Raw genomic sequence first — 15,766 nt, 5'->3', positions numbered from 1 at the left:
TCAGGCCGAGCGCAGCACGGCCAGATTTAGGAAGGCGCCAAACTGGGAGCCCGTTCCGCCCACCTCAGTCATGTTCACAAGAAAGGCATAACCACCAGCTGCCGTAAAGATTGCCCAAAGAGTCATGGGCGAGCGGAACACACATCGACGGGTTCTTTCTTTGAAAATCGGCAGAGCACCAATCAGAACGGTAACTGTGCAAGCAGCCAATCGCATGTGGACACGGTCCAGTTCCAGGCAGTCGTCAGGCCATAGTCGATCACCGCGATCGTCATAACGACACCGAACAGTGTGCCGCCAAATTTTGCGAAGCCCTCGTTCGCCTTATGATCCGTCTCGGAATTGATGAAGATGCGCCGATCATCTTGCATGGGAAGACCTCCTATCGCTCGCGCTCGTCGCGATCCTGTTCTCTTTTCTCGTCAGCCTCGCGCTGGATTTGCTCAAGCCGCTGTATGTGCTGCTGCGCCGGATCCGTACGGGTGGTGTCACCGGCCCGGGTCGTTAAATGTTCCTGTCGCGCGCGATCAGGATCGGCCAGGTCACGCTCCTGCTCAGGGTCGGCCGGTCGGCGAGCGGGGCCGTCGCCATGTCCGATGTCTTCGTTCATTTCGGCCCGGGTATCTACACTTCTCATTTCCGTGGCCTTGGGCTTGTTGCGACCGTCGCGCGAATGTTCCGCCCGCTCGATCGCAAGCCGCAACTCTTCGTCAACCTGGGCGATCTCCCGGATCAGCGTATTGCCGGCGGCACCGAGCTCGGCAGCCTTTGCGATCTCCCGCTGCAGACCGGCTTCCAGTGTTGCCTTCTGGGAATCGAGCTTCCCGAATTCAGCTTTCTCGATCTCGTCCCGGTAGCGCTCGACCTCCACCATGACCTGATTGGCCGTCTCGACCGCGCGCAATCCATGACGGCCGACGGCATCGTCCCAGCGGGTGCGGGGGTCGTCGTCCTGTTCCCGGGCCGCGCGCTCGCCATCTCGCTCAGGCGGAACAGACCGTTCCCTCAGTTCCATCAACTCACGCCGGACATTGACATGCTCGCGAGCCGCTGTAGCGATTTCGTGGAAGCTCTTCCTTTGCTCGTCGGGCGTGACGCGCTCGGCTTGGAGCAGCGCTGTTTCGACTCGCTTCTCGTAGACTTCGAATTCCTGACGTGTCATGTGGCGCATGGTCTCGCCCTCCGAAACGACTTTCATCAACTTTACCAAACTTGTTCTGAATTGCGAGTAGAAATTTCCGTTTCCGGATCCCTCCGTCTCAACCGACTTGATCCGAGAAGCTGCTGATTCCAGTCGCTTTATCTGATTGGACGCAAACTGTCGCACATCGGAATCCTGGGCTTTTCTCGCGAGCGTCAACCATTCCTGGCGGGCGGAATTAGAATAAATCCTGCTCTCTTCCGTCCGTGCGACACTCTGCCGATCCGCTCGTTTCGCATCATAGCGCAGTTGCGCTGCGGGGCTCGTCCCCTCGTGCTGCGTGCGGCCAGCCCGGCTGGTGGGACGGACCTGGTTCCTGGTGTAGACGGCAGCACTCGCCCGCTCGCGTCGGTCCGTCATTTCCATGCGGATGCCGCGGGCACGCGCTTTCTCCGCCAGCGTTACCCTCCAGCGGCGGAAAGCAGGAATGGTCGTCTCGATTCTGTCGCCGGCATCCGAGCGCATCGCAACGATGGCGTGGACATGCACATGCGGCCGCTTGCCTCCCGCATCCTCCGCCTTTGGATCCTGGAAAGGATCGTGGAGGGAAAAAACATAGCGATGACCGGCGAACTCCTGGGCCAGGAAGTCACGAGCGGCCGCATGAAACGCCTGAACATCGGTCCCGGCTCGCGCCGACATGATCACATGCATGACATCGCGGGGCTTGCGACTGTGAAGCTGATCGCGCCATTCGAGCTGCACCAGATCACCCGCCTGCTTTGCATCGGCGATTGCATTGCCCTTGTCATCCTGGACGGCACCATGATGCCGGTCGACCAGGTCGCGCAGTCGGCTCAATCCGTAGGCGCCTCCATTCCCGTAGCCGGAAAAACGAAAGGCCATTTTCTCTTCTTGCTCTGCTCCCTCCCCGCCCAGACGACCCTGTACGATCTCCGATGCCTTCTTATCGCCAGTGAGCCGCTCGCCTTCACTGTCGCGCAGGATGGTCACACCTTCGATCCGATAACCATTCCCGTCATCGTGCGGCGTGACTGCATAGGCAAAGCTCCGGTCGCCAAACCCGCGTTTGAGCAACACCCGCGCCCGCTCGTGAACATCCACAGCCGGATCGGCGGGCTCCTTCACCTCAAGCGAGAAGGCGCCGATGTCCCGGCTCTCAGCGCGGTTCTTCATCAGATGGTCCCATTCGGCGCGGACAGTCGCCAGCTCATCGCGTCCTTTAAGTTGCTCGCCCCGCTCGTTTTCGACGACGATACCGCCATTGCGCGAGACGTAGTTGACCATCGCCCCGAGCCGCCCACCGCCGCCGAAAGACGCCATCTTGACGACAGCCGGCTGACTGCCCGAAGCGAGCCCTGCAAAACGGGATCGCATGGATGGCTCGGACGCGTGGCCCTGCCTCTTGGCCCGAGCAAAGATGCCGGACCTCTTTCCAAAGCCTAGGCGTCCGGCACCGCTGCCGGGCAGCGGCGATGCCGTCGGCACGACGCCTCCCCGGCGACGGAGTTCATCCTCGTCCGTAAATCTCCGGTGAAGAAGTGACTGCTCGCGCAAGAGCACCGTCTTCCGCCGTTCCCAGTCGGTCTCGAACGCGCCTGGAAAGAACTCCATCACGTCGCTCCCCGGCGCCGCCGCACGCCCCGTGCCGCGTAGCTTCTCAGCTCCAGAACCACCGCTGCGACGAGTCGCTGAACCTCCCTCAGTTCGAGCGCAAGGTCGGCATCGGAGAGACGACCACTGGCGTTTGCACTGCGGGCAAGCTGATTGAGGTTCACCCCAACCGACCGCATGTCCGAAATCAGCATCTCGAAGACCGCACGATCGTCGTCGGTCAGGAATGGGCGTACACCTGCCCCTTCCAGCGTCAGCGAGCGCATGAAGGCGGAAACCGTCAGGCCAGAAACCTCGGCAGCGGCGTCGATGGCGGCAAGTTCGCAGGCGCTAAAGCGGGCGTGCACGACCCGATCCTTCCGCCCGTCGGGCGATCCCAGCGCCACCGCGCCTCGACTGTCCACCGCCATCTCTGCCTCCCTAACGAAGCGCCGCAGGCGCCCATCGACGGCTCGTCCGTCGATCATCAGCAATTTGTATCACAAAATTGCGTATCCTGCCAAATGCAAGTTTACCGTTTTTATTCCAATGCTCAAGCCCTGCTTGCAGAACTTTTGCACGTCTGAAAATCGACATTTTCGTTTAATGTCGCTCTCCGGCACCAAAGCATCGATCGGCACTCTCATATAGTGCTTCGTCACCATATTATTGATTAAATTTGTTAAATGGCGTGTCTACATCGCTGATCGATGCGAAAACATCGTGTGAAACGCCAATATGAATATGAAGGAAAACCTCACCGCTACAGCGACTATCGCGTTGCAAAAGATGGCTTGACGGAAGCGGAAATAGAATAATATTTATTCTCATCAGAACCGACGCGCGAGAGAGCGGACGTTCATTTTCCAGGGAAGGAGAAGCGGGTATGGGCAGGATCTATGCCGCTGTGAGCAGCAAGGGCGGAGCCGGCAAGACGACACTGGTCACCTTGATCGCGGGCGAATACGCGCTGCGTGGCGGGCGGGTGCTTTTGATTGACGCCGACGGCAGGCTCAACCTGACCGGCTGGTGGAAACTTTGCCACAGCAAGGAGAACGTGCCGGAAAATATCGATGTCGTCATTGCGGCCTCGCATCGATCAATTGAGGCGGAGATCTTGCGTTCAAGTGTGAGTTTCGACGTGATCATCATCGATGCGCCAGGCGTCGACAGCACGGTGCAGGAAACGATCATCGGTTCCTCCGAACTCGTTCTGTCTCCCATTCAACCCGGCATCAAGGAGATCGAGGCGGCCGGACAGGCTGCGGCGAGCGTCAACGAAATCAACGATCGTGGCGGCTTGGACATCATGCACCTGAATGTCAGAACACGGATTACCGTGCCCGGACGCAACCTTGAAGCCTATCGCTATGTCCGACCCTTCGTCGCAGGCCTGCAGGAGGCTGGTTACCAGACAGCCCTTCTCGATACCGAGCTGTTCGAGCGCAACGTTTATCGGGAAATTCAAAACGGGCTCGGGACGCTGCAGATGCAGGAACTGACCGATCCTGTGAGAAAGGCCCGGCTGGAAGTGCAGACCCTTGTGGACGAAATCGAGAGCAAGCGCGGCGGCCAAAAGGGAGCTGCAAGGTGAGCAAGGGCGGGCTGTATCTCAGCGACTTCACGATTGCGGCGAAGTCTACGGCAAAGCCGGTTCCCTCTGCCGGACCGGTGGGTGCAGAGCGACCCGAGGAGGAGAGCACCCAGACCGAGGCCGATGCATCGCCGGCAATGCTGACGAAGCGCACCCCGGCCGAGCAGGAGAAACGTGCGAGAGACCGGGCCGCGATACGAGAGGATGCGCGTTCCAGTCTCAAGAACCTCAAGCGAGCCAAGCAGCGGGAGATCAAGTTCTATGTCAACGTCGCGCTGGATCAGGCGACGAAAGCACGCCTGAAACGGGCGGCCGATGAGAACGATCTCAAGATGGCTGCTGTCATGAAGGCCGCGATCGACTTCTATCTCAAGGAAAACGGCTATTGAAGGCAGCAGCTCCGCTTCCGGACAGCGCGGTGAATGGAGTTCGAACCATGCGACAGTTCCTGATCGGCGGCGAAATACAAACAGAAGATGCCGAGAGTTTCCAGGAGTGCGTGACCCGGTCCTATCGAGACAAACTTCGGCCGCTATGCCTTTGCAGAGAACCGGGCGTCGCAATGTATATCGCTAACATCGGCAATCAGCTTGTGATCAAGAGAATGCCTCTTTCTGGCAGCGACCATGACCCGGCCTGCCCCTCCTATGAGCCGCCCTATGAACTGACCGGGCTGGGCGCTCTGATCGGTAGCGCAATCAAGCCGGATGCCGCAGCTGGAACCGCCGCCCTCAAGCTCGCTTTCTCGCTTTCCAAACGCGGATCGTCGAGGGGTACAGGCGTGGGCGGCACGCAAGCCGACAGTGTGACGAACGACAGCAGGAGATTGTCGCTGCGTGCGCTGCTTCACCTTCTCTGGCATGAAAGCGGCCTGACGGAGTGGACGGTGCATTGGGCTGGCAAGCGGCATTGGTGGCAGGTCTATCATCATCTTTGCGAGGCCGCCCGCACCCTGTCGGTGCGAGGAGAAATCCTGGCGGAGCGCTTGTTTGTGCCGGAGCCGTTTCGAGCCGACGGCAAGATTGCGATCGAGCAACGACGCGCGCAGGCGATGAGCAGGCTGTTTCGCTCGGATGCAGGAGGCAAAAAGATGATGCTGCTGGCTGGGGAGATAAAAGAGTTCACCTCGGCCAGAAGCGGCCAACAACTCGTCATCAAGCAGATGCCGGGTTTCCGCTTGCATCTGGAGGAGATAGCGTGGCGGCGTCTGCAGCGGCGCTTCGAGGTCGAACTGGCATTATGGAGGCACAACGAGAATTCCCATCTGGTTGCGATCGCAACGATCGAGGGTCTCGCTGCGGGCTTCGTATCGATCAATGAGATCGCGCTGATGACCGTGACCGAGCATTGGCTGCCGATCGAGGATGCCCATGAGGAACGGCTCCTCGAAAAACTCGTGCGGTTCCGCGGCAAAACGGTAAAGGGATTGCGCTTCAATCTCGCCCGCAGCCAGCCGTTCGCAAATGCGATCCTCCCGGAACTGCGCCCTCAGCCGATGGCGCTCTATATCGTTCCGCCGAACGCCGATGACGGGTTCGAGGCGACCCTGGCGGAGATGATCGAGGCGCGGCCCGACTTGGCGGCGTGGGTTTGGCGTGTCTCTGACGGCGAAATGCCATCACTGCCCGGGGAACCAAGTTAAATCACCAAACCCGCCTTACGCATCACTGTCGTGAATCAATCGGCGCCGACCAACTCCCCTGCCCTGGTTGTCGACATGAAGCCGAAGGAGCGGGCCTCGAAGGCGCTTCATCGGGCTTAACCCTATCAGTCTCGATGGCTATGTCGATCTCGACAAAAAAGCGACCTCGATCGCCAGCCTGAAGCTTCGAACCGATGCGCCGGTCGATCCGGCGGTCCGCATGGCGAAAGCCTCCTTCAGAACGGAGGCTCAGCGCTGATGCGGCCTTCCTGCTCGGCTACCATGACCTCGCGTTCGGCGAGCGCCAGTTCAAGTTCGGCGTAGATCTGGCGGCGTTCGGCTGCATCGGCGTTCCGCAGTTCGGCCTTGAGTTCTTCGATGGTGCGGTCGAGTTCGTTCGTCATTGTCGTCTCCTTGATGTTTGTGAAAGACGACGGCCCCGGTCATCGCGGAATGCAGGGGTCAAGGAGCGCGGAACGCGACCGGCGGAGCCGGCGAGTGGGGGAGCCGAATTTTTGACGCGGCCACGCAGGGGCAGCGGATGAAATTTGGGGGAACCGCTCGTCCTTGAGGCCTTCATTCCGCCATGGCACGCTTGGACGGACTGAGCAGATTTTAGTTCCCCTGTGGCACCCGAAAAGCCGGAAGCGGGCTCAATGCCTGCTTTCGGCTTCACCATGCGGGGAAGGCCCCGCCTTTCGGCAGGGCCTCCGATGCCTTGGTTCAGGCTGCTTCACGGTTCGGGCGAGACCAGACGAGGACATAGTCGCCGTCGGCTTCGGCCGGCCACAGTGCCGCGCTGATCGGAGCGTTGAAGCTCGGGTCGTCGAGCTTGAGCGAGATATAGGGCTCGCCGCTGCCCGAGACCGCCTTCCATCCGGCTCCGACTTCGGCGCCGTTGGATACGGCTCGGAAGTCCGGGGCGTCGCGCGAGACTCGCTCGATCGAGTGCAGGCGGACCTTCATGGCAACCGTCAGAGTGCGGACGTTGCCCTGGATGACGTTGCCGTTGGTGATGAATTCGCCGATGACTGCCATGATCTCGTTCCTTTCCGTTGCTCGAGCCGCGCCCATCGCGGCCTCGATGGCGGTGGAAGGACCGGGGGCGATCGCCAACGCACCCGCCGGGGCCCCGTTGCGCCTGCGCAGCGGGGTGGACGGGCTGGAACGTAGTGGAAGGCGGGCAGGCCCGGCTTTTTTGTTTCGCGATGCAAAGCCGGAGGCGGCGGAAAAAAGCCGGAGACGCCCGTTGCGGTCAGTTGATCGAGACGCAGTCGTCCGTCGGTCACACCAGCCTCATCGAGGTCTGCGTCGGCGCACGCATGTAGAAGAGGAGGGGACCGAGGCGAGACGCATCGTCGTTCACACGCCAGCAAAGGCAACGTCGTTCAGGGCAGCGTTTTCGGCACACCAAGGAGCGTGTCCACTTATTCGGTCGGGGCCTTTGCCGATGCTGCCGATTGTCATCGGTCCTCCAGCGGCCAAGTCGCGGCCGGTATGAAAGAGATTCGCGGCGGAAGTTCGAGATTCTCTCGTCACATCCGGCAATCTCGACCGCTTCCGATCCTGCCTTTGCGGCCCGGCCGCATTGCGGAAACCACCTCATCTGATCACGGCGACGGGCAAAGCCGATACGGCTCCGGCCCCACCGCAAGGCGAGGATGTCCCCGCCTCATCATCGGGTGAGGTCGATCCGTCCGCCATGGACAGCGTGGACTGGGCGTAGCGCCTGGCGGATGTGCATGCCACAGGTTGCATGCACTTGCGTTTTGCCGAAGTCGGGCCTCTGCAGATCTTCGGCATCGACGATCATCAACGCGCCGCGCGCAAATTGCGCACGGCAGAAATCGGCGGCCGGACGGAGTGGGAACGCGGCTTACACCGCCGCCCCTTCGTCTATCTGATCTGGTTGCAAGTGGTGCAGGTAGCTGACAGCGCGCTGCGCATGACCGGCCGCGACAAAAATTGCACGCTTGTCGCTGGCGAGAACCTTGAGCCAGGCGTCAAGATAGCTCGCATGATCGGGCCGCGGCTCGAGTTCGGGAACGATGCCGAGATCAGCGCAAAGGAAGCAACTGCCGAGCTCGGCGATCAGTTCCTCGCGGGCGCGTTCGCTTTGATCCCTGGCATAGCGGCTGAGATCGCGATCCAGTCGGTGTGGCGCCGCCGTCCAGTGGGTCATTTCGTGACTGAGGATCGCAACATAGGACGCAGCGTCGCGGAAGGCTTCCAAGGCTGGCATCTGGATGTAATCACGGGCTGGGGCATAGTATGCCGTCGATCCGCCGTGCCGGATCAGTGCGCCGGTGTTTGCAAAGAAGCGATCGGCATGTCCGATACGGACAATTGGATCCTGAACCGGTGTGACCTGATGGAAGCGCGCATCCAGTCCGGCAATCTGATCGACGTTGAAGACCGTGTACGGCTTGAGAAACGGGATATTGCGCTCAACGTCTTCGCCCATGTCGTTGGTTTCGGTAAGGATGAAGGAACTGGCGAAGACGATCAACGTGCCGGTCTCGCCCTTGCGAACCGCAGCTCCCAGTTCGCGGGCCTGGCGAAACGTCATCCAGGTTGGCGAGGTGAAGCCGCGGGCGATCGCCTCTGACCACAGAAGCAGGACGTTGATGCCAGAATAGGGTTGGCCGTTGTGGCGCAAAGGCCGGGTGATCCGGTCGTTCGCATGTGCTGATCTCCAGGGCTTAATCCAGGGCCGCACCCCCTGTTCGAGTTCGGCGATGATCTTGTCGGTGATGCGGCTGTAGATGTCGGATCGTTGGTGAGTTTGTTGCCTGCTCATGTCGAAAGCTCCGTTTCGAGGCCGCGACCATCGCGACCTGCTACGGCGGTCCGAATGTCGGGCTGCAAGCGCAGGCCAGCACCCGATAGGGCCGGAACGGACGTGGAGGACGGCAAAGCCGTTGCGGGGCGGCGCGGGCCCGACAGGACCTAAACCCGGGGCAGGACGCGATGGTCGCAGCACGCAGGGATTGTTCGACGGCTGGGGCAACATCGTGCCGAATCCGATGACTTGAAGAACGATCTCGCAAGATCGTGCTGGTAAGAACGGCCGCGGTGACCTCGTCAGCGGCCCGGTCGTGCCCGTGACCGTGCGATGTCGATGATGTCGTCGTGTGATGCGGTGGATCTTTCCAGGCAACCCACGCCGGATCTTGAAGTCGGTTTGCCGCACCTACTTCAGCTCAAAGGCGCGGTTGGGCAGATCAAGCTGTCCATTCTGGTGCAAAACCGTCGCAAGGCTGGCGCGCCGGCCGCGATCATCGATGGATTTTCATCGCACGACCGCGCAGCATTCGGGTTCAGTACGAGGGCGCGATTTGTCTTAGGAAGGCCGCAGACGTTTGACATGCAGTTGCCCTTCGGCGATGCGACGACGCCGATGATAGGGCGCGGGGCATCGTCCAGGTTAGCGATTCTTTATACCTTGGCGATCGGTGCGATGACGTGCCCCGTTAAATTAGGCCGTTGGAACTGGAATTTTTCACCGACTGCGCCGGCAAGCTTTCCGCGGGAGACACCGAGGGTGCCCCCTTATTTTTTACGCGGAAGTCGACGTGCCAGATGGGCCAGACCGCTCTTGTGAGCGCCTGCCTCTCCCGCCTGGAAGGCTGAACTCAGCTCGCGGCGGCAGGCCCGACCGTCCGGCGCAATCACGCGAACCGGGTCAGACTTCTCGCCCGCGCTTTTGCGGCTTCTTCCTCGCGGTTGCGCGGCTGTTGCGACGTTTCGAGCGCATCGAGCAGTTCGCGGGCACATGCCGCGATCGAACCGACCGCGCGCTCGAACGCCGCCTCATTGCGTTTCGCCGGTTTGGTCGTACCGCTCAGCTTTCGCACGAACTGCAGCGCAGCGTCATGGATTTCCTCGTCCGTCGCCGGCGGATCGAAATTGAACAGCGTTCTTATGTTTCTGCACATGGCTTGCTCCCAAATCTTCATTTCCTCCCCACCTTAAGGGCGGGCGGCCGCTTAAACCGCGCCAGGGGGCTATTTGCGAAATGCCCGTGTACGTTTAGATAAAGCGCCGCCAGCGGAAATCTAGAAGATTAGACCTGCTGTCAACGTCTCTTCACAATCGATCCGTAGTGAAAAGAAGCGCAAGGTAGGAGCTCATGGACAAACCCTGGACCGTCAGCCACGGACCGATCGTAGCAACAGAGTTCGATGTTCAAAAGGCAGAGGCGATCCGCGTACTGCTGATCCGTCCGATCGGCATTCTCCCCAATAAGCCAGGCGATCCGATCCGTCCCTTCGCCCTCGGCCTCTTCAACGATATCCGTGCGCTGGCAAAGCCTGATGTCAAAGCGACGGCATTGCGCCGAGCCGTTGGCTCCTTTGTCCACTCAAAACGGTACTATTTCGCGAGCGCCCAACCTGGCTCGATGCGCCATGATATCGATGGCAAGCCGGTGGAACCACTTTCGACCGAAGACCGCCTTGTTGCGCAGCAACGCTTTCTCAGCCTGAAACGAGGCAACGACGAGAACAGCGCCTCCAGTATCGAGCCGGCCGCTTCCCCAGCTCCCCCAAGCAAGACTGAACAGATCCGCGCCGCCCTTCTCAGACGGGATCGCCAGACCTGACGAGCGCCATCTATCTCGCCTTGGTGGGCAGATCTCTCATGATCTGTGCGTGGAAGAACGTATCGATCAAGAGCTGGCGCGCACAAAGCGAGCCGACAAGAATTCCCTTCCGGCCCCGCGTCAGGCGCTTAACACGGTCGAAAATCACGCCTGCGTTTGAGTTTGCCGCCCAAACGCGCGGTAACAGAGCTGCTTCGATGTCCGAACCTTCTGCAAGCGGAAAAGGCCGGGCGAACCCGGCCTTCGTACTGTCGGATCAATCGGCGTCAGGCCTGCAGGTTGTCCGCCGACATCTTGCCGGACTTGCGATCCTTGACCAGCTCATAGGTAATCTTCTGGCCGTCGTTGAGGCCACGCAGGCCGGCCCGCTCGACCGCGGAAATGTGAACGAAGACATCGCCGCTGCCGTCATCGGGCTGGATGAAGCCAAACCCTTTTGTTGCATTGAACCACTTCACGGTACCCGTCGCCATAGCGTCTTCCTTTGATCATTTAATCCTGCCGCACCCTGGTGCGCCAAATCGGAACTTGCGGCGACATAAATAGACGCTTCTGAATGCAAGGCAAAGGCAAAAATCCGCTTTGCGGCATCACACTGCCCATTCAGATCGTTAAAGTCCTGCGGTTCACCGGGCTGTCTGCCGCCGCGCTGCTTTCCTGACGATAATGCTCAGGCTTTTCCCGACTGGGATCCGCGGCGACGCTGCTTTGCAAAGTTTTCGCCATACCAATCGAGCGAGCCATTCGCATGAGCAAGCATTCAGAAGCATCATGATGTCCTCGCGGTGGGCAAACTGTCGAAATGTCGATGTAAATATCGGCCAGAAGGGCGGCGAACGAGATCGCTGAGGGATGGACGGTCCCTGCGCCGCATTGTCGTCGATTTTTGAGATCGATCGTCGATGTACTTGCGCAGGCTTGCGCCAACACAATGAACCCAGAATGTGTAACCTGTTTGCGACTATCCCCAAAACAAGGATACCGGGTGCTTTTCACACCGGCATCGCTCCATTATGACAGATTTGTGACAGTTAAATGGGATGTCGATGATCAGCTGGTTTCGTAGACTCATGCCGCGTGAAGATCGTTTCTTCGATCTCTTCGCGCAACATTCGCGCACCGTAGTCGGAGCTGCCGAAGCCTTGAACCAGTTGTTAGCTGGCAGCGAGATCGAGCGCCATTGCGAGACGATCGTTCGTCTTGAGAATGAAGCTGACGAAATCACGCGCGAGGTGATGCTTGCCATCAGGAGAAGCTTCATCACTCCTTTCGATCGTGGCGACATCAAGGATCTCATCCAATCGATGGATGACGCGATCGACATGATGCAAAAGACGGTCAAGACCATCCGTCTGTTTCAGCAGACTTCGTTCGATCCGGGCATGCAGGAGATGGGTGCGACCATCGTCCAGGCGGCACATCTGATAGCGGAAGCTATTCCGCTACTCGACCGGATAGGATCCAATGCGCCTCGGCTTACAGCCATCGCCGAAGAGGTCACTCGGGTCGAAGGTCGTTCGGACGATCTGCATGACCGGGGCCTCAAGGATCTCTTCAGCCGCTACGGCACCTCGGATCCAATGGCCTATATTATCGGCAGCGAGATTTATGGTGAGCTGGAGAGGGTCGTCGATCGCTTCGAGGACGTCGCCAACGAGATCAGCGGTATCGTGATCGAGAACGTCTGATGGAGGTTACACTTGCCTTCCCCCTGCTTGTGGGCCTCATCGGGATTGCCCTGTTCTTTGATTTTCTGAACGGCCTGCACGACGCCGCCAACTCGATCGCAACCATCGTTTCGACCCGCGTGCTGCGACCGCACTATGCTGTCTTTTGGGCAGCTTTCTTCAATTTCATAGCATTCCTGTTCTTCGGGCTGCATGTCGCAGAGACCCTTGGAACCGGCATCATCAATCCGAGTATTGTCACGCCGCAGGTGATATTTGCGGCGCTGATGGGCGCGATCATCTGGAACATTGTCACGTGGATGTTCGGCATTCCCTCAAGCTCCTCTCACGCCCTGGTCGGCGGGCTGGTTGGCGCGGGACTTGCCAAGACAGGCTTAAGCTCGATTGTCTGGAGCGGTCTGCTCAAGACGGCGGGCGCCATCGTCATGTCGCCTATGATTGGCTTTTTCCTCGCGCTTGTTCTGGTGCTCGTCGTCTCGTGGATTTTTGTACGTCAGACGCCCTTTGCCGTCGATCGTACGTTTCGCGTCATGCAATTTGTCTCGGCCTCGCTCTACTCGCTTGGCCACGGAGGCAATGATGCGCAAAAGACGATGGGCATCATTGCAGTCCTGCTTTATTCGCAGGGTTATCTCGGCCAAAGTTTTCATGTGCCGTTTTGGGTGGTGCTCTCCTGCCAGGCGGCAATGGCGCTCGGAACGCTTTTCGGCGGCTGGCGCATCGTCCATACGATGGGCTCCAAGATTACTCGCCTCAACCCGATGCAGGGATTTTGCGCCGAAACGGGCGGCGCGCTGACGCTTTTCGGCGCCACATGGCTCGGTATTCCCGTCTCGACCACGCATACGATCACCGGCGCAATCATCGGTGTCGGTGCCGCAAGACGGCTTTCGGCGGTGCGCTGGGGGCTGGCCGGAAACATCGTCATTGCCTGGGTTGTCACGCTTCCAGCCGCGGCCCTCATCTCGGCTCTCTTCTACTGGAGTTCCCGTTTGTTTGAATAGCGACAGTGTCAGGCAACGCCGAGGGATGCCAAGCTTTCATGCTCACAATGGGCCGCAATCCCATCGAACCGGAAATGCAGCGACACCGCGATCGGGTGTCGCCGCAGTCGCGCTTCGTTTTCTGCATCATACAATGCTAGGACGCGCTTCCGACAAGGGAATAGCCTACGCCTCGCACCGTTCGGATAGCCAACTGATCGCTCACGCCGAGTTTACGCCTCAGATAACGGATATAGACTTCCACGATCTTCGTTCCGGGGTCGAAATCGTAGTTCCAGACGTTGTTCAACAGTCGCTGGCGGCTGACCACCTTGTTGGCATTGAGCATAAGGTAGCGGAGCAATTCGAACTCCCGCACGGTGAAGTCGATCTCGCGATCCGACTTCGTGACGCGGCGCGTTGCCGGATCGAGGGTTAGTGAACCGACCTGGAGAAGGTCAGTACATTCGAGCGTTGGGCGGCGTCTGCGCAGTGCCTCGATCCGTGCAATCAGTTCGTCGAACGCAAATGGCTTGACGAGATAATCGTCAGCGCCGCTTTGAAACCCGTCCACGCGGTCGCGGATACTCTCCTTGGCAGTCAGCATAAGGACGAGTACGGAGCGTCGTTCCTGCCGGATGATTCGACATACTTCAAGGCCATCCACATAGGGGATCATGCGATCGAGTATGACCAGATCGACGCTCTCATGACGGATACGCTCGAGGCCATCTCGCCCATCCTCGGCAAGTTGCACGTGATAGCCTTCCGCCTCAAGGCCGCGCCTCAGAAAGCCTGAAATCCGCCGGTCATCCTCGACAATCAATATCCGCATGTGTTTCCCCTTCTGCGACAGGCAGCCGGATGGTGAGAACTGCGCCGCGCGGCGGCGCAGGCGCGAGGGTGATGGTGCCGCCATGCCGCTCGACGATGGTTTTGGCAATCGGCAGCCCGATGCCGAGACCCGTGGCCGCGCGGCTGGCGTTGTTTGTTCCGCGATAATATCGGTCGAAGACGTAAGGCAGTTCCGCCGGATCAATCCCGCAGCCATGATCACGGACGGTCAGCGCCAGGACGTCACCGCTGCGACAAATATCGATGTCGATGCTACCGCCGCGGTCGGCATATTTGATTGCGTTGTCGATCCCGATCATCAAGGCCTGCTTCAAGCGTCGGGGATCTGCCCGGATCAACTGCTTCGGCGCTCGCGAGATGAGTTGAACGTCCACCTGCTTTTGTTGCGCAAGGATTTCACATTCATGAACTGCCGCAACGACCACGTCTTCGGCCCCGACCGTTTCGAACTCATAGGTGACGTCGTCGATCTCCGTGCGCGTGAAGTCGATCAGATCCTCAAGCAACCGCGCCATGTCCGCTGCGTAGAGCTGAATGCGATTCAACGCATCGCGGAAGGCAGCAAGCCCCGGCCGCCCACGAAGAGCCACCTCGGCTTCACCGCGCAAGATTGTAAGCGGCGTCCGTAGTTCGTGGCTCGCATCCGCCAGGAACTGGCTGCGCTTGCTATCAAGCGCCAGAAGCTGGTCATTTGCCTGCCGCAGCTCAAGGGTTCGTTGATCGACTTCGCGCTCGAGTCTTGCCTGGGCGGATTTAAGGCTGGCTCTTTGGCGCTCGATCGCCTCGGCCATCTTGTTGAAACTTTGCGAAAGTACCAGGAATTCGTCACGGCGGCTCGTCTGGATGCGATGATCGAGTTGACCATTGGCAATCGCCTCAGCACCGGCCGCCAAGAGGCGGACCGGCCGGGCGATCGAATGCTGCAGCGTCAGGCCCAAACCCAGCCCCGCTGCAATGACAAGGACCGAAAACGTTCCGGCAGCGATGAGGACCGTATGTTGGGTGCTTCTCACCCGGGCCAGCTCTTCGGCAACTTCTCCACGCTCCTCGCGCCGGGCATCCTCGAGCATTGTCTCAAAGTCGTTGGAAAGCCGATACTCGATGCTTCGCCTGAAGATATCGACGGCACGATCCTGCTGGCCGGCCGTCTGCGCCTTAAAAACCCGCTCGGCCGCCCGATCTATCGCTCGATAGAACTCCTGAAGCCGTGCGGCGAACTCTGCTTCCGGCAATTCCTGCTGAACGTCGCCAAGGCTTCCAAGCGTGGCGAATTCCTTGCGCGTCACTTCGGCAAGCACACGGAATCCATCTTCCATCCGCTGCCGTGCGAGTTGGAAGTCCGGCATCTGTTCGGCGCCAAGCAGAAGGACTTCGGCCAGCTGCTCGGCATAATTATTGCCGAGCCCGTCAAGTTCGCTGATCGCCTCGAAGCGAGAGTGAACGCCGTCAATGCGATTTACGAAATCGTCCGTCAGCTTGAGGGTGATCAGCATCAGGCAGACAACCACCGCGACAAAGACGATCGTGACTAACTGGAAGAGAAAAATGCGCCGCCGGACGGTCATACTGCCTCGTGTCTGGTTGGGAGCTCGTTGCCAAGGATTGCCGATCAGAGGGTCCAGGACAAGGGTTTGCGCTGCAAACAG

16 protein-coding genes are annotated in these 15,766 nt (G+C 59.6%); 6 read left to right on the top strand and 10 right to left on the bottom strand.

Annotated elements, in window-relative coordinates:
* Window positions 1-182: 182 nt before the first annotated feature.
* The 3 genes from RGR602_RS23895 to RGR602_RS23885 are packed head-to-tail and all read right to left on the bottom strand — an operon-like array spanning window position 183 to window position 3,186.
* Window positions 183-371, bottom strand: coding sequence for a hypothetical protein (locus tag RGR602_RS23895; RefSeq protein WP_040114575.1), 189 nt, complete (start codon window positions 369-371; stop codon window positions 183-185).
* An 11-nt stretch (window positions 372-382) separates the two neighbouring features.
* On the bottom strand, window positions 383-2,776 hold the full coding sequence (locus RGR602_RS23890) for a hypothetical protein (RefSeq protein ID WP_040114574.1): 2,394 nt from the start codon (window positions 2,774-2,776) through the stop codon (window positions 383-385).
* On the bottom strand, window positions 2,776-3,186 hold the full coding sequence (locus tag RGR602_RS23885; protein ID WP_040116417.1) for a plasmid mobilization protein: 411 nt from the start codon (window positions 3,184-3,186) through the stop codon (window positions 2,776-2,778). Before RGR602_RS23885 ends, RGR602_RS23890 begins: the two co-directional genes overlap by 1 nt.
* Window positions 3,187-3,641: 455 nt before the next feature.
* On the opposite strand from RGR602_RS23885, the gene RGR602_RS23880 reads away from it, so the two are divergent.
* Genes RGR602_RS23880 through RGR602_RS23870 form a run of 3 tightly spaced genes read left to right on the top strand, consistent with a single transcriptional unit; the run spans window position 3,642 to window position 5,991 of the window.
* On the top strand, window positions 3,642-4,349 hold the full coding sequence (locus RGR602_RS23880) for a ParA family protein (protein WP_040114573.1): 708 nt from the start codon (window positions 3,642-3,644) through the stop codon (window positions 4,347-4,349).
* A complete protein-coding gene (locus tag RGR602_RS38770; RefSeq protein WP_223844114.1) occupies window positions 4,346-4,738 on the top strand; it encodes a hypothetical protein in 393 nt (130 codons plus the stop codon). The genes RGR602_RS23880 and RGR602_RS38770 overlap by 4 nt, the downstream gene beginning before the upstream one ends.
* 47 nt (window positions 4,739-4,785) lie before the next feature.
* Window positions 4,786-5,991, top strand: a complete 1,206-nt coding sequence (locus tag RGR602_RS23870; RefSeq protein WP_040116415.1) for a DUF1173 domain-containing protein — start codon at window positions 4,786-4,788, stop codon at window positions 5,989-5,991.
* A 236-nt stretch (window positions 5,992-6,227) separates the two neighbouring features.
* Here RGR602_RS23870 and RGR602_RS37585 read toward each other — a convergent pair whose 3' ends face one another.
* From RGR602_RS37585 to RGR602_RS23850, 4 genes are all read right to left on the bottom strand, one after another.
* Window positions 6,228-6,395, bottom strand: a complete 168-nt coding sequence (locus RGR602_RS37585; protein ID WP_170250566.1) for a hypothetical protein — start codon at window positions 6,393-6,395, stop codon at window positions 6,228-6,230.
* 319 nt (window positions 6,396-6,714) lie between these two features.
* Window positions 6,715-7,029: a DUF736 domain-containing protein gene (locus RGR602_RS23865; protein WP_040116414.1), complete on the bottom strand. Its 315-nt coding sequence runs from the start codon at window positions 7,027-7,029 to the stop codon at window positions 6,715-6,717.
* Between the two features lie 838 nt (window positions 7,030-7,867).
* On the bottom strand, window positions 7,868-8,791 hold the full coding sequence (locus tag RGR602_RS23860; RefSeq protein WP_040114572.1) for an ArdC family protein: 924 nt from the start codon (window positions 8,789-8,791) through the stop codon (window positions 7,868-7,870).
* Window positions 8,792-9,662: 871 nt separating this feature from the next.
* Window positions 9,663-9,929, bottom strand: a complete 267-nt coding sequence (locus RGR602_RS23850) for a DUF2277 domain-containing protein (protein ID WP_040116413.1) — start codon at window positions 9,927-9,929, stop codon at window positions 9,663-9,665.
* A 194-nt stretch (window positions 9,930-10,123) separates the two neighbouring features.
* Between RGR602_RS23850 and RGR602_RS23845 the strand changes: the two genes are divergently transcribed.
* Entirely contained in the window at window positions 10,124-10,594 is a 471-nt protein-coding gene (locus RGR602_RS23845; protein ID WP_040114570.1) for a ProQ/FINO family protein, read from the top strand.
* A 266-nt stretch (window positions 10,595-10,860) separates the two neighbouring features.
* Here the strand turns inward: RGR602_RS23845 and RGR602_RS23840 are convergent, their stop codons facing one another.
* On the bottom strand, window positions 10,861-11,067 hold the full coding sequence (locus tag RGR602_RS23840; RefSeq protein ID WP_022713126.1) for a cold-shock protein: 207 nt from the start codon (window positions 11,065-11,067) through the stop codon (window positions 10,861-10,863).
* 573 nt (window positions 11,068-11,640) lie between these two features.
* Between RGR602_RS23840 and RGR602_RS23835 the strand changes: the two genes are divergently transcribed.
* Together RGR602_RS23835 and RGR602_RS23830 are read left to right on the top strand one after the other, a co-directional pair.
* Window positions 11,641-12,282, top strand: a complete 642-nt coding sequence (locus tag RGR602_RS23835; RefSeq protein WP_040114569.1) for a DUF47 domain-containing protein — start codon at window positions 11,641-11,643, stop codon at window positions 12,280-12,282.
* Window positions 12,282-13,286, top strand: coding sequence for an inorganic phosphate transporter (locus RGR602_RS23830; protein WP_040114568.1), 1,005 nt, complete (start codon window positions 12,282-12,284; stop codon window positions 13,284-13,286). The genes RGR602_RS23835 and RGR602_RS23830 overlap by 1 nt, the downstream gene beginning before the upstream one ends.
* Window positions 13,287-13,422: 136 nt before the next feature.
* On the opposite strand, the gene RGR602_RS23825 is transcribed toward RGR602_RS23830, so the two are convergent.
* Both RGR602_RS23825 and RGR602_RS23820 read right to left on the bottom strand, forming a co-directional pair.
* Window positions 13,423-14,100, bottom strand: coding sequence for a response regulator transcription factor (locus tag RGR602_RS23825; RefSeq protein WP_040114567.1), 678 nt, complete (start codon window positions 14,098-14,100; stop codon window positions 13,423-13,425).
* Entirely contained in the window at window positions 14,075-15,685 is a 1,611-nt protein-coding gene (locus RGR602_RS23820; RefSeq protein WP_040114566.1) for a sensor histidine kinase, read from the bottom strand. The genes RGR602_RS23825 and RGR602_RS23820 overlap by 26 nt, the downstream gene beginning before the upstream one ends.
* Window positions 15,686-15,766 lie beyond the last annotated feature (81 nt).

The sequence above is a fragment of the Rhizobium gallicum bv. gallicum R602sp genome (assembly GCF_000816845.1).
In the GTDB taxonomy this organism is placed as follows: Bacteria; Pseudomonadota; Alphaproteobacteria; order Rhizobiales; family Rhizobiaceae; genus Rhizobium; species Rhizobium gallicum.
Note: the sequence above shows the minus strand (reverse complement) of the source record. Positions and strands in the feature narration are given on the sequence as shown.